The following is a 14,324-nucleotide window of genomic DNA, read 5'->3' on the forward strand; positions in this document are numbered from 1 at the left end:
AAAGCCCTGACATAAGTGTCAGAGGCTTTTAATTTTAATGACATTGTGGGCATTTTCCATATATTTCGAATTTATGGCCACTTATGTCATACCCTGTTAAATTTTGAGCATAGTTTGTCATTGGACAACCTGGAATTTCTTTCGTTTTCCCACATTGTAAACAAATAAAATGATGGTGATGATGCTTCGTATCACATGAGAATCGAAAGTGTTTTTCCCCTGATAATTCAGTCATTTCAAAAATACCTAAATCTGCAAACAAAGATAAATTGCGATATATAGTATCAAAACTTAACCCAGGATAGTCATCCTTCATTGATTCTAACACATCTTTTGCTGTCAAATATTTGTCATGATCTGCAAATAGTTGAAGCATTTCCTCTCTTTTATTTGTATATTTATATCCTTTTTCTTTTAGTAAGTCGAGAGCTTCTTGAACGTTCATGAAACTTTCCCCTTTGTTATTTTTGTCCATAAAATCGCTAATATTAATATGATAACAGACAATACAACAATTGTACCACCTGGAGCTAAATCTAAATAATATGCTAGGAATAATCCAATAATAACAGATAACTCACCAAATAGTACAGAAAAGAAAATTGTTTGTTTAAAACCTTTAGCAATTCTAATACTTGCTGCTACAGGTAGTGTCATTAACGATGACACGAGAAGAATACCAACAATTCTCATTGATGCTGCAATAACAAGCGCTACAATTAATATAAAAATAAAATGAATCCATTTTGCATGAATTCCTGATGCAGAAGCATGCTCTTCATCAAATGATAATAAAAATAGTTCCTTATATAGGAAAAATATAATTGTAATAACTGTTATTGCAACAATAATGATAACAAATAAATCTGTTCGACTAACAGCACTAACACTTCCAAATAAATAACTAAATAAATCTGTATTAAAGCCGTCTGCCAATGAAATAAAAATAACACTAATTCCAACACCACTAGATAAAATAATCGGAATTGCGAGCTCTTGATAATGTTTATAAACAGTTCTTAGCTTTTCAATAAATAGAGAACCTATAACAGAAAAGGCCATACCAAAGTAAATAGGATTCAACCCTGTAAAGGCCATAACTTTCTTCTCGAGAAGCAGACTAGCAGCAATACCTGCTAATGTTACATGACTTAATGCATCTGCAATCAATGACATTCTTCTTACAACAATAAAAACTCCTAACAGCGGAGCGATGATTCCTATTAACATTCCTGAAACAAATGCATTTTGTAAAAATTCATACTCAAAAATACTACTAATCATTTTTTTACTTCCTCCATTAATGGGAGTGATTATGTGTTAGCACACGTAATGTGTGCCCGTAATAATCAGACATTTCTTCTTCTTTTAATGATTCAAATTCATTCGATTTACCGTGAAAATGTAAATGTTTATTTATACATACCACATGTGAGACTTTATCAGTAATTGTTCCAATATCATGAGTTACTAATAACAACGTAATTCCTAAGTTTCGGTTCAAATGCATAAGCATTTCATAGAAGCTTTGCACTGTTTGTGCATCAACTCCTACGGTAGGCTCGTCTAAGATGAGAAGTTTTGGATTGCTAACAATCGCACGTGCTATAAAGGCACGTTGTTGCTGTCCGCCAGATAATTCTCCAATATTCCTTCTTTTAAACTCGCTTAAGCCAACGGCCTCTATCGCTTCAATGACTTTAATCCGGTCTTGTTTCGTCATAAACTTAAATAACCCAAGCTTTGAGGTTAAACCGCTAGAAACAACCTCAAAAACGGATGCTGGAAAACCAGTATTGAAGCTATTTGCCTTTTGTGACACAAAGCCTACCTCATGCCACTCCTTAAATTTCTGAATTGGTTGGCCAAACAGCTTAATACTGCCAGCTTCTGGTTTCAATAAACCTAAAATACATTTAAGAAGTGTCGTTTTACCAGATCCGTTTGGTCCTACAAGGCCAAGAAAATCTCCTTCATTTATTGATAACGTAATATCTTCTAACACTCTTTGCCTTTCATATGTGAAATGTAAATGTTCAACTTCAATAATTGGTTTTTTCAATTTATTTCATCCTTTAAATTAAGAATCGTTCCGATTTACATAAAATATATCTACAATACTTTAACATAAGAATTATACTGGAAATCAAATTATATGTAAAGAAATAATTCAAGCCTTTTAAAATTTAACTGCATACTTCCTCATCCTTCATAATTCATCGAAAGAGAAATTTGTTTATTTTGTCATATCATTAGGGTTTCTTACTAATAATTGACTATAAAAACTTTCATTAAACAAGCTTAAAAAAAAAATCACACATCTATGAATCCTCCATACATTGTATGAGAGGAGGTTTGAATAAAGATGATTTTATTTCAAAAAATAATCAATCAAAAGCTTAATAGCATTTCTGTTGAAGAGCTTTTGCAGTACGCAAAGCAATTTAATGTTGCCATTGATCGGACACAAGCTGCAAAGGTTGTAAGTATTATAAATGGACAGAATATAAATATATTCAATCATGTTGAGCGAAAACAATTACTTAATCAAATAGCTGCCATTACATCACCTGAAACTGCAAATGAAGTGAATGCCATCTTTCAAAAGTTTATCAAATAGAATCATGATATATACTTACCTAGTATGAAATTTTATATCAGAAATTTGAAGAGGGCTGTCAAATTTAGACAGCCCTCTATTATTGAATCTACCTTGACCTCTTACTGATTTAAAATCTTTTCAAGCAAATCTTCCTCAAAAGTTTGTTCCCTTAACATGTTTATTTCAAACTTATATGGTGGTTTCTTATATTTTTTATCTTCACCAACAAATGGTGTCTCGAGAATTTTAGGGACATCCATCAGTGCAGGATGGTGAACGATTTGATTTAAAGCTTTAAAACCGATATGACCAAATCCAATGTTTTCATGACGATCCTTTCTCGCACCCATTGGATTTTTACTATCATTAATATGAAGAACCTTTATTCTATCTAAGCCAATAATTGAATCAAATTCTTTTAATACTCCATCAAAATCTCCGACAATATCATATCCAGCATCATGTGTATGACATGTATCAAAACATACTGATAAATGTTGATTATGTGTTACACCATCAATTATTTTTGCTAGCTCATCAAAGGTACGACCACATTCTGACCCTTTTCCTGCCATCGTTTCAAGGGCAATTTGTACCTCTTGATTCTGCTCTAGCACTTCATTTAACCCTTGAATAATTGTTTTAATTCCAACGTCTGCTCCTGCCCCAACATGTGCACCAGGATGAAGAACAATTTGCTTTGCTCCAATCGCTTGTGTTCTTTCAATTTCTGAATGTAAAAAATTAACTCCTAATTCAAATGTAGCTGGGTTTGTAGAATTACCAATATTAATAATGTATGGGGCATGAACGATAATCTCTTCAATTCCATGCTCCTTCATATGGGCTTGTCCAGCCTCAATATTTAATTCCTCAATCTTTTTTCGCCGAGTATTTTGCGGTGCACCTGTGTAGATCATAAACGTGTTTGCACCATATGAAACAGCTTCCTCACTAGATGCTAAAAGCATTTTCTTTCCACTCATCGATACATGTGAACCTAGTTTAAGCATTTATCTTCCTCCTATTTCCCTCTTCGATTTAATCTTCTCTTTCTCTTTTTAATTTGTTCCATTTCCTGACTCATTTTCTTTTTATATCCAGGTTTTACCTTTTTAGGCTTTTGAACAATACTTTTTACTGCAGCATCTACTTCATCAGCTACTCTTTTTCGATTTTTACGTCTTTTTCGATCTTCAATGTCTTTCCATTCTCCATTAACAAAATCACGATTAATAAACTCTATTCCCAATTTCTCTAGTTTATTTAACGCATCCTCATCTGAAGCTTCATAAAGTGTCACAGCTATCCCTGAGCTTCCTGCCCTTGCTGTTCGTCCAACACGATGAATATAAAAATCCAATTCAGCTGTCGGTATTTCAAAATTAATGACATGACTAACTCCTTTAATATCAATCCCTCTTGCAGCTAAATCTGTAGCAACAACATATTGATACTCAAGATCGTTAATTTGCTTCATCATTTTTTTCCGATCGCGAGGTGATAAATCACCATGGATACGCCCAACCTTTAACCCTTGATCAATTAGCGCATCTGCAACTTCGTCAGCTCTCTTTTTCGTATTCGTAAAAACTATTGCTAGGAAAGGGTTAAATCCTACTAACATTTCATAAACTAGCTTTATTTTATCCCGGTGTCTAGTAGGAACTAAGACATGCTCAATTTTTGCTGCAGTCGCTTGTTTAGGTGCTACATGAGTAAACTTTGGATTTTCCAAATATTTTTTAAGAAAAGGTTTTAGTTTTTCTGGTATTGTTGCAGAAAAAACGAGCATTTGTAGATTTTCAGGCATTTGTCCAGCAATCATATCTACTTCTTTTATAAAACCCATATCTAACATTAAATCGGCTTCATCAACAACAAAGGCCCGAGCTTTCCCAACAATAAGTGCATGCTCATTGACTAAATCATTAATTCTTCCAGGTGTTCCAACAACAATTTGAGGTTGCGATTTTAACTTTTCAATTGCCCGTTGTTTATCTGTACCCCCTATATAGCATTTAGCGGTCATCTCTTCCTTAGAAAAGGAAGTAATTTTAACAACCTCATTATAAATTTGTGTTGCTAATTCCCGTGTTGGTGCGGTAATGACTAATTGAACTTCCTTCCGTTCAGGCTCAATTTTGTTAAGTAAAGGCAATAAGTATGCGTGTGTCTTCCCAGTCCCTGTCTGAGATTGTCCGATAGCACTTTCTCCCCTCAAAATTGATGGGATTAATCTTTCTTGAATTTCTGTTGGTTCAAAAAAGTTTAATTCTTTCGTTATTGCCTCTATAATAAAAGGTTTAAGCGAAAAACGCTCAAATTTAGTTTCGACCATTCTTGTCATCTCCTTTTGGATAAAGCTAATGCAAATATATATGTATCACTTTATTTATCCATCATTTCATTATATACGATTCTCGTAAAAACTCAAAATTTACCTTAAATATCTACTGTTAAATAAAGAAACCATTCTTCATCTAACTGCATAATCTATCCATAGAGGAACTTTAAATGAGAGGAGGACTTATATTGTTTCAAAATAGACCTATGCCTCCAATGAACACTAGAGGCTTTTATCCACCACAACCAAGACAGATGCCTATAATGCGGCAACCAACATTACCAATAATGAGAGGAGGACAATTTGCTCCACAGGCTGCTGCAAGAGGTGGAGGATTAAAAGGAATTCTTTCAAGAATCATACCAGGAAACCAAGCAGTTGGCCCCGTTAACCCTCAAGGGCTTATACAAGGAGTTACGACCGCTACCCGCTCAGGTGCACCTGGAATTCTCCAAGGACTGACAAACCCATCGAATATTTCTAGTATGCTTGGGAATGTTCAAAAAGTACTAGGTATGGCTCAACAAGTGACACCAATGGTTCAGCAATACGGACCATTAATTAAAAACTTACCTGCAATGATTAAAATATATCGTGAATTAAATAGTGAAGATACTAGTACAGAAGCTAATAATGAAAAAGAAATTGAAAAAGAAATTGAAAATGGTAACAGCAACGAAACATTTCAATCAAGTGATACTAAACACAGTGAAGTTCAACAACAAAAGTCAGAAAAGGTAAAAAGCAAAAAATCAACCAAGAAGCTAAGTCCATTAAATGAAGAAAAAGAATCTGAATCATCACCTGTTAGAAAAAAGGCCACTTCACAACCCAAAAGTTCTAAGCCAAAAATGTATATCTAATTTTTCCACTTTGTATTCTTCCCATATTTTCGATATAATATTAAGAGATTATAAGAGTTTAAGCCGATTTTCGGCTTTTTTTAATGAAAAGGCATGCTGTTAAAACTTATCTGTTGATCATTTGCTATATGTCCAAGTGCTAGAGAAAACTCTGAGTCTTAGCTTCAGAGTACGTCTTATGCTATTTTCATCAAGGCAAAAAATCAACAATATTTAACAAAGCCTAATGATCTCTTAAGGAGGCAACACAAAATGGACGTAATAAAAATCGCTCCACGTGGATATTGCTATGGCGTTGTTGATGCTATGGTTATCGCCAAAAATGCTGCATTAGATAAAACATTACCAAGACCAATCTACATTTTAGGTATGATTGTTCATAATAAACATGTTACCGATGCATTCGAGGAAGATGGAATCATTACTCTTGATGGGAAAAACCGTTTAGATATTCTTGAAAAGGTTGATAAGGGTACGATTATTTTCACTGCCCACGGTGTATCTCCAGAAGTACGTAGAATCGCAAAAGAAAAAGGACTAGTAACACTTGATGCAACCTGTCCTGATGTGACAAAAACACATGATCTCATTCGGGAAAAAGAGGCAGAAGGCTATCATGTCATCTATATAGGGAAAAAGGGACACCCAGAGCCAGAAGGAGCTGTTGGTGTTGCTCCACATATTGTTCATCTTGTAGAATCAGCTGAAGATGTAGACAATCTAAAGATTGAAAATGAAAAAATCATTGTGACTAATCAAACAACAATGAGCCAATGGGATGTCGCAGATATTATGGAGAAAGTGAAAGAAAAGTTTCCACATGCAGAAACTCATAAAGAAATTTGTTTAGCTACACAAGTTCGACAAGAGGCTGTTGCTGAACAAGCTGGTGCAGCTGATTTAACAATCGTTGTTGGAGATCCTAAAAGCAATAATTCAAACCGTTTAGCACAAGTATCTGAACAAATAGCAAAAACGAAAGCATATCGAATTTCAGATTTAAGTGAGCTTAAGCTAGAATGGCTTACTAATGTTAAAAAAGTGGCCGTAACAGCTGGTGCATCAACACCTACTCCAATTACAAAAAAGGTCATTCAATTTTTGGAGCAATACGATCATAATGATCCTTCTACATGGGATTTAAATCATCATGTTCCACTTTCAAAAATTCTCCCAAAAGTTAAAACAAAAAAATAAATGCTCAGAAAGCCCATTACATCTTAATTAATGTAATGGGCTTTCTTATATGAATTAAACAAATTGAAAGGGATTTGTATCAATGCTGGAACCAACTACATTCACAGCTAATTTTTTTTCGTTACACATTTTTGATAATTTTTGTACAACACCATCTATCATTACTTTCTCAACATGATGTCCTGGATCAATTACATTTAATCCTAACATTAACGCATCATGAGCTACATGAAAGTACAAATCACCTGTAACGTAAACATCTGCACCTTTAAATTTCGCTTGCTGTATATATTTATTTCCGTCTCCACCTAATACAGCAACTTTTTTTATTATATCCCCTTCATTTCCAACCATTCTTACACGGTCAACCTTTAATGAGTTTTTAACATGTTCAGCAAACTCTTTTAGTGTAAGCTCATCTTCTAAATAACCAATTCTACCAAGTCCTAATTGGGTTCCTTGTTGTTCAAGTGAATAAATGTCATAGGCAACCTCTTCATAAGGATGTGCCTTAAGCATAGCTTGAATTACCTTTTTTTCAATTGAAGCAGGAATAACCGTTTCTATACGTGCTTCTTCAACAACTTCAATTTCTCCAAGTTTGCCGATAAAAGGTAAAGCACCCTCTTCAGGTAAAAAGCTGCCATTACCGATTGTTTTAAATGTGCAGTGACTATAATTTCCTAGATGACCTGCTCCCGCATCCCCGATGGCTTTTCGGACCTGTTCTTCATGTGTTACTGGTACATAAACAACTAATTTTTTTAATTTATCCTCGTAAGTAGGGATTAATACCTCAGTATTATGTAATTGAAGCGCATCTGCTAGTAAGTCATTAACTCCACCAAATGCTACATCTAAATTAGTGTGAGCTACATAGACTGCAATATCATGTTTAATACATTTCTCAATCATTCTCCCATAAGTTGTATCCGTTGTAAGCTTTTTTAGCGGCCTAAAAATTGGAGGATGATGAGCAATAAGTAAATCAACCTTTTTTTCAATTGCTTCATCAATTACTTCTTCAACAACATCTAGAGTAATCATGACATGTTGAATCGGTTTATTAAGTTTACCAATTTGCAAACCAATCTTATCTCCTTCTAGGGCATACGACTTCGGAGAAAATTGCTCAAATAATTGAATTACCTCATTTCCGTTAGGTATCTTATTCTTCATGATAAAACCTCCTGAACCAATTGTAATTGGCCTGTTACCTCTCTATACTTATCATTATTTCCATATGTATAGCCCGCATCTTCAAGCTGCTTTAGAATTGTTTTCCAATGATTTATTTCATGTGACCATTTTTTTTGAAAAATAGGCGATTTCTCTTTAGCTAAAATAGGACCAACCAATAAACCAGCTTGAAGCTCTATATTTTGATAAGGCTTCAACGGATCTCCTTTTTCAGCTACAAGTATTTCATAGATTTTATTATCCTCTTCTAAAATAGTTTCATCGATTAATTCCCAATCATTTTCTAACAACCATTGTCTTATGTAAATTGCATGGATATTTGGTTGTAAAACAAGCCTTTTTACATTAACTAATTTCTTTTTACCTTCTTCAAGTATTTTTTTTATGAGGCCTCCGCCCATCCCAGCTATCGTAATACAGTCAAGATGCTCACCATCTTCAATGACTGATAACCCGTCTCCTTTTCGAACTGAGATAACATCTGAAAGCTCGCACCTTAATACTTGTTTTTGAGCAGAATAAAAAGGTCCATCTGTAATTTCACCTACAATTGCCCCCTGTGCCTTCCCTTCTAACACAGCGTGACAAGGTAGATAAGCATGGTCTGAGCCAATATCAGCAAATATTGAGTTCTCCGGTAGATAATTCGCAACTTTTTCTAATCTTTGCGATAATTTTAATTCATTCATATTCTCACCACTATCATTAAGATTCTCTGTCATTATTTCCTTAAATATTAAATATATCAAATCGTTGTAAATAAATCCGAAAAAGAGCTTTACAAAATATTATAAAAAAAAATCCTTTACAAAAGCAAAGGATTTTTAGTGTTTCTTAAAGAATAGATGATTACTATCCCTGTTACCTCTCAAAGTAAGTTGTCCACCACTTTATTTATGCTTCGGTGAAATAACTACCGTGGAAGAAATGATCTTTCCAAGTATTCAGCTAAGCATAGAAAGCACTTAAATTATTCTGTATAAGTAAACTAACTATTTTAACTTTGATACCCATTCAGCCATTTTATCTAATTGTTCAGCATCCTGGATTAAACCACCTGGCATAGCGCCTCTACCTTCTTGAATTGTTTTCTTAATCCCATCTACCCCTAATCTTTCACCAGCACCGATTAATGAAGGTGCAGAACCTTGTCCTTGATAATTCTCCCCATGGCAACCGATACAACCTGCTTGTTGATATAATTCTTCAGGTGTAGCGTTTGCAAGATCCTCTGCTTTTTCCTCTTCGCCGCCGTTTGCAAGCTTTTCATGATCGCCAAGACCTTTAAAAGATAAAAGGAACATAAGGCCGATTCCTAGAACTGCGATTAATAAAAATGGAATAAGTGGATTGCGATTCATCATGTAACCTCCCTTATGTAAATAAAAAATTTTTCCTATTAGATAAGTTGCCCATCTAATATTTGAATGAATCTTTACAGGCAAAATGCATTAATAGATATACACTGCCTAAATTGAAGGATAAACTACATAATTTCATTTTAAACAACCTCTATTTTACTTTATATTCCCGATTAGTGAAAGCCTTATCTTTCATCACTTTAAAGATTTTCACAATTTAGACAAAAAAGTGATTTTTGTCCTAATATTCAAAATAAAAGATTGACATTACTATACATAATGCAAATTTTATAAGATAATAATACCAAAAAGAATCATGATTCCAATCGTACCACTAATTATTAAATATACCATTCGATAAAATTTCCCTAATGTCATCCACAAAATACAATTCCCTAAAACAGTTGCAGCAATCCATATTTGATTACTGTAGGATATTTTCTCTATTAAAGTTATAGAACAAATTAAAAATTGAATAAGAGTTATGCTTAATGGCACTTGAAATATTTTCCCGAATTTATTAAAGTAAGCGGTAACAACAATTGAAACTAAGAGTAAAAAAACTGCTATGGCCATTTGCAAAACAAATGACAATTCAGTAAAATAAATGACAAGAAGCGTAATTACTAATAAAAGAGCCAATAACGTAAGCAACAAAAACTTTGCGCCACTCTTTTTAGTTTTACTTAATAATTGGTCATCTTCATTATGATTACCTTCTGTATATAAAGCGAGAAGAAAGTTACAATAAGTATCAGGTAATAACTTGTTGTTTTTCCAATAGTGGATTTCATTTATAATTATTTTCTTTTTTTCTAGATTCATGTTAGTCATCCTTCTTAAATCTCGTCTGTTACTAATTAAAAAGACGGACAATGTGTCCGCCTTATCCTATTCTAAAAAGTCCTTAAGACGTTTGCTTCTGCTTGGATGACGTAGCTTACGAAGTGCTTTCGCTTCGATTTGACGTATACGTTCGCGAGTAACACCGAATACTTTACCAACTTCTTCTAAAGTTCTTGTTCTGCCGTCGTCAAGGCCGAATCGAAGACGTAAAACATTTTCTTCACGATCAGTTAACGTATCTAGAACATCTTCTAGCTGTTCTTTTAATAACTCATATGCAGCATGTTCTGATGGAGAAGTTGCATCCTGATCTTCGATAAAGTCTCCAAGATGTGAATCATCTTCTTCACCGATTGGAGTTTCCAGAGAAACTGGCTCTTGTGCAATTTTTAAAATTTCTCTGACTTTATCTGGAGTTAATTCCATATCTTCCCCAATTTCTTCAGGAGTTGGTTCTCTACCTAAGTCTTGAAGTAATTGACGCTGAACCCTAATTAGCTTGTTAATCGTTTCTACCATATGAACTGGAATACGTATTGTTCGTGCTTGGTCAGCAATTGCACGTGTAATCGCTTGGCGAATCCACCATGTAGCATACGTACTAAATTTAAATCCTTTACGGTAATCAAACTTTTCAACAGCTTTCATTAGTCCCATATTACCTTCTTGGATTAAATCGAGAAATAGCATTCCGCGGCCAACATAACGCTTTGCAATACTAACTACTAAACGTAAGTTTGCTTCTGCAAGTCTACGTTTTGCTTCTTCATCACCATTTTCAATTCGATTTGCAAGTTCTATCTCTTCATCAGCAGATAAAAGATCAACTCTCCCTATTTCTTTTAAGTACATACGAACTGGGTCATTTATCTTTACGCCAGGAGGAACGCTCAAATCATTTAAGTCGAACTCTTCTTCCTTAGCAAGGTCTTTTACATTAGGATCTTCTTCTACACCAGCAGTTTCACCTATTAATTCTACTCCTTGTTCACCTAAAAACTCATAATACTCATCCATTTGGTCTGATTCAATTTCAAAGTTCGACATACGTTCTGCTATTTCTTCATATGTCAAAACTCCTCGTTTTTTCCCTATTTCAGTTAACTGGTCTTTTACCTGTTCAAAGGTTACTTCAGTTTCATGGGTTTGTTTATCAGCCATTGGATCCCCTCCTTCCAAACTTATCACTATCTGATAAGCATCGGATTACTATTTAGCATTATTACCATTTATATTAATCGATGTGCTTTTGTCACAAAAAGTAACTGACACATCTAGGATTAACTCACTCTGTTTACTTTCGTCCTACAAATCAAACTTTAAGTGATTGTTTTAATTGGATAATTTCCATTGCAATTTGAGCAGCTTCTTTATATTGTTTATTTCTTTCAGCTTCATTTTTTTCTGCTTCTTTTTCTTTTATCATTAACATTTTTTGATGATTCAACACCTGTTTTATATAATCAGTAAGCTCCTGCTCACTAACTTCCGGATTTAAAGGAATCATTGCAATATTTGATACGATATGCTGTAACTCCGGATTTGGAAGTCTGGATAAAAACGAACTAACATTTTCTGGATTTCCCTCTTCATAATATGCATATAAATAAGTTACAATTGCTTTGTGCTCTTCAATATTAAATTGTAATCCTAACCGTTCGAGAACTTTTTCAGCAAAGTCCTTGCTTCTAAGCATATGTCCAATAAGCATTCTTTCTGCAGTATGAAAGGCTGGCAATAAACGTTTTGTATTGATTGGTTTTCTTTGGTACTGAGATTCTTCTACACGTTTTTGGACTGAGCCTTGCTGCTTCGGTTTGTATTGTGATTCTTTTTGCTGAAGCTGCTCTTTTAATACATCCATCGAAAGGTCAAACTCTTTTGAAAGCTGCTTTAAATATATTTCCTTCTCAATCGCATTCTCCAATTTACTAATCTCAATCATGACATTGTCAATATATTGAAGCCTTTCCCCTTCGTTTTGAAGGTTTTTGCCCCTACGGAAGTATTTCATTTTAAATGTCATTAACGGAACGCTTGCCCCTATTACATCATTTTTAAATTTATCTGCACCAAATTTATTGATGTAGTCATCAGGGTCTAATCCATCTGGAATAAGAGCCACTTTTACTGTACAACCTGCAGCAGTTAAGATCTTTGAAGCTCTTATTGTTGCTTCAATTCCAGCGGAGTCAGAATCATAACAAAGAGTCACTTCATTTACGTTTCTACGGATAATTTTTGCCTGTTCCTCTGTAAGTGAAGTACCCATTGTTGCAATTGAATATTCCACACCTGAACGATCGGCTGAAATTACATCTGCATATCCCTCAAATAATACTACCTGTTGATTTTTTCGAATATGTACTCTTGCTCGATTAAAGTTATAAAGTAGCTTACTTTTATTAAATATTTTTGTTTCAGGACTATTTAAATATTTCGGCTTTTCGTCTCCAAGAACTCTTCCAGAGAATGCTACCGTAGCTCCATGGTGATCCGAAATTGGGAACATGATTCGATTTCGAAATCGATCAAAAAAGTCCTCTGAGTTATTTTTTTTTACTACCAATCCAGCTTCTTCCATTACTGATAAATCGAAATTTCTACTCTTAAGAAACTTTGTTATTAAATCCCAGGAATCTAAGGCATATCCAATTTCAAACTTATCGATTATCTCTTTAGTAAACCCTCTGTTTATAAGGTAATCTAATGCAGGCTGACCTTCTTTTGTATTTATCAATAAATGGTGGTAGAATTTTTTTAATAACTCATGCGCTTCAATCATTTTATCAGCATCTTTTGAAACGCTTGTTTGATTTACAGATGGTACAGTTATATTAGGCAATTCAATATTTGCCCTATCAGCAAGATGTTGTGCTGCTTCAATAAATGTATAGCCATTATGCTGCATAAGAAACGAAAAGACATTTCCACCAGCGCCACAGCCAAAACAGTGATAAATCTGTTTATCTGCCGAAACGGAAAACGAAGGAGATTTTTCTCCATGAAAAGGACATAATCCAAAGTAGTTACGACCTTGTTTCTTCAATTGAACATATTCACTTATCACATCAACAATGTCAGAAGTTCGTTGTATTTTTTCGATTAATTCCTCGGGAATTCGATTTCCCATATAAACAACTCCGTATTTAAAGATATTCGAGATTCATTTCAAATCTCCTGCATCTTTCGACAAAATTTTTTTCATTGTTGTGATAAAATTTATAATATCTGCTTCTGTGAATTTTTTCGGTCCTTTTGTAAACTTGCCACCACGTCTTTCCATAGCTGATAAATATCGAAATTGCAATGCAGTGTCAATATTACTCTCTGTATAAATTTTACCTCTTGGAGTAATAACTAGAACTTCTTTTTTTAATAACAGACCTGCTAAGCCTATATCCTGAGAAACGACTAAGTCACCTTTCTTCACATGGTTGACAATGTATAAATCTGCCGCTTCTTTGCCTGTATCAACAAAGACCCATTTCCCTCCATAGGTTTTTTCTGAAACATGGTTATAAGAGGCAACAAAAACCACTTCAAATTGGTATTCATTTGCAATGGTCATTATTTCTTGTTTCACAGGACATGCATCTGCATCAACATAAATATTCATTGTTTTTCGTCATAATCCTCTATTCTACATTACTCCGACAAATTCCTTCTTTTGAATGCATTCAAATCAAAACAATTTCGGAAATAAAAGACTTTTGTCGAATTATTTTTTGGGATATTTCTTGACAGTTTACAATTAATAGTTTATTCCTCAAAGTCAAGTTCTAAACCTAAAAAAAATAATTTTATCACAATTTTTTATTATAATATAAAATTCTACAAATATCTATTGTTTTTTTGTTTTTAGTTCCAAATTAAGATCAATCATAGTGATGGCTTATATCGTCAAA

15 protein-coding genes are annotated in these 14,324 nt (G+C 33.9%); 3 read left to right on the top strand and 12 right to left on the bottom strand.

Features of this window, described 5'->3' with window-relative positions; translation table 11 throughout:
- Positions 1–34: 34 nt before the first annotated feature.
- Genes ACTJJ9_RS12760 through ACTJJ9_RS12770 form a run of 3 tightly spaced genes read right to left on the bottom strand, consistent with a single transcriptional unit; the run spans position 35 to position 2,062 of the window.
- On the bottom strand, positions 35–445 hold the full coding sequence (locus tag ACTJJ9_RS12760) for a Fur family transcriptional regulator (RefSeq protein ID WP_095302468.1): 411 nt from the start codon (positions 443–445) through the stop codon (positions 35–37).
- Complete coding sequence (locus tag ACTJJ9_RS12765) at positions 442–1,284, bottom strand: metal ABC transporter permease (protein WP_095302469.1); 843 nt, start codon at positions 1,282–1,284, stop codon at positions 442–444. Before ACTJJ9_RS12765 ends, ACTJJ9_RS12760 begins: the two co-directional genes overlap by 4 nt.
- A 16-nt stretch (positions 1,285–1,300) precedes the next feature.
- The gene (locus ACTJJ9_RS12770; RefSeq protein ID WP_440768679.1) at positions 1,301–2,062 is read right to left on the bottom strand and encodes a metal ABC transporter ATP-binding protein; all 762 of its coding nucleotides are present in this window, start codon (positions 2,060–2,062) and stop codon (positions 1,301–1,303) included.
- 303 nt (positions 2,063–2,365) lie between these two features.
- Here ACTJJ9_RS12770 and ACTJJ9_RS12775 point away from each other — a divergent pair, with 303 nt between their 5' ends.
- On the top strand, positions 2,366–2,620 hold the full coding sequence (locus tag ACTJJ9_RS12775; protein WP_095302471.1) for a DUF2624 domain-containing protein: 255 nt from the start codon (positions 2,366–2,368) through the stop codon (positions 2,618–2,620).
- 101 nt (positions 2,621–2,721) lie between these two features.
- Here the strand turns inward: ACTJJ9_RS12775 and ACTJJ9_RS12780 are convergent, their stop codons facing one another.
- Both ACTJJ9_RS12780 and ACTJJ9_RS12785 read right to left on the bottom strand, forming a co-directional pair.
- Positions 2,722–3,615 (bottom strand): deoxyribonuclease IV, encoded by an 894-nt coding sequence (locus ACTJJ9_RS12780; protein WP_145581481.1) that lies wholly within the window; start codon positions 3,613–3,615, stop codon positions 2,722–2,724.
- 11 nt (positions 3,616–3,626) lie between these two features.
- The gene (locus ACTJJ9_RS12785; RefSeq protein ID WP_095302473.1) at positions 3,627–4,943 is read right to left on the bottom strand and encodes a DEAD/DEAH box helicase; all 1,317 of its coding nucleotides are present in this window, start codon (positions 4,941–4,943) and stop codon (positions 3,627–3,629) included.
- Positions 4,944–5,137: 194 nt separating this feature from the next.
- Between ACTJJ9_RS12785 and ACTJJ9_RS12790 the strand changes: the two genes are divergently transcribed.
- The gene (locus ACTJJ9_RS12790; RefSeq protein ID WP_255451844.1) at positions 5,138–5,812 is read left to right on the top strand and encodes a YqfQ family protein; all 675 of its coding nucleotides are present in this window, start codon (positions 5,138–5,140) and stop codon (positions 5,810–5,812) included.
- Positions 5,813–6,064: 252 nt separating this feature from the next.
- On the top strand, positions 6,065–7,009 hold the full coding sequence (locus tag ACTJJ9_RS12795; RefSeq protein ID WP_095302474.1) for a 4-hydroxy-3-methylbut-2-enyl diphosphate reductase: 945 nt from the start codon (positions 6,065–6,067) through the stop codon (positions 7,007–7,009).
- 54 nt (positions 7,010–7,063) lie between these two features.
- Here ACTJJ9_RS12795 and ACTJJ9_RS12800 read toward each other — a convergent pair whose 3' ends face one another.
- From ACTJJ9_RS12800 to ACTJJ9_RS12830, 7 genes are all read right to left on the bottom strand, one after another.
- The gene (locus tag ACTJJ9_RS12800) at positions 7,064–8,188 is read right to left on the bottom strand and encodes a Nif3-like dinuclear metal center hexameric protein (protein ID WP_145581480.1); all 1,125 of its coding nucleotides are present in this window, start codon (positions 8,186–8,188) and stop codon (positions 7,064–7,066) included.
- Positions 8,185–8,898, bottom strand: coding sequence for a tRNA (adenine(22)-N(1))-methyltransferase (locus tag ACTJJ9_RS12805; RefSeq protein WP_145581479.1), 714 nt, complete (start codon positions 8,896–8,898; stop codon positions 8,185–8,187). The genes ACTJJ9_RS12800 and ACTJJ9_RS12805 overlap by 4 nt, the downstream gene beginning before the upstream one ends.
- A gap of 303 nt (positions 8,899–9,201) precedes the next feature.
- A complete protein-coding gene (gene cccA / locus ACTJJ9_RS12810) occupies positions 9,202–9,570 on the bottom strand; it encodes a cytochrome c550 (RefSeq protein WP_095302476.1) in 369 nt (122 codons plus the stop codon).
- 288 nt (positions 9,571–9,858) lie between these two features.
- Positions 9,859–10,395, bottom strand: coding sequence for a hypothetical protein (locus ACTJJ9_RS12815; protein ID WP_145581478.1), 537 nt, complete (start codon positions 10,393–10,395; stop codon positions 9,859–9,861).
- 66 nt (positions 10,396–10,461) lie between these two features.
- A complete protein-coding gene (gene rpoD / locus ACTJJ9_RS12820) occupies positions 10,462–11,577 on the bottom strand; it encodes an RNA polymerase sigma factor RpoD (protein WP_095302478.1) in 1,116 nt (371 codons plus the stop codon).
- Between the two features lie 151 nt (positions 11,578–11,728).
- Positions 11,729–13,549: a DNA primase gene (gene dnaG / locus ACTJJ9_RS12825; RefSeq protein ID WP_095302479.1), complete on the bottom strand. Its 1,821-nt coding sequence runs from the start codon at positions 13,547–13,549 to the stop codon at positions 11,729–11,731.
- 33 nt (positions 13,550–13,582) lie between these two features.
- Positions 13,583–14,035, bottom strand: a complete 453-nt coding sequence (locus ACTJJ9_RS12830) for a YaiI/YqxD family protein (RefSeq protein ID WP_145581477.1) — start codon at positions 14,033–14,035, stop codon at positions 13,583–13,585.
- Between the last annotated feature and the right edge of the window lie 289 nt (positions 14,036–14,324).

The organism is Metabacillus sp. 22489, assembly GCF_052044855.1.
Lineage (GTDB): Bacteria > Bacillota > Bacilli > Bacillales > Bacillaceae > Metabacillus > Metabacillus niabensis.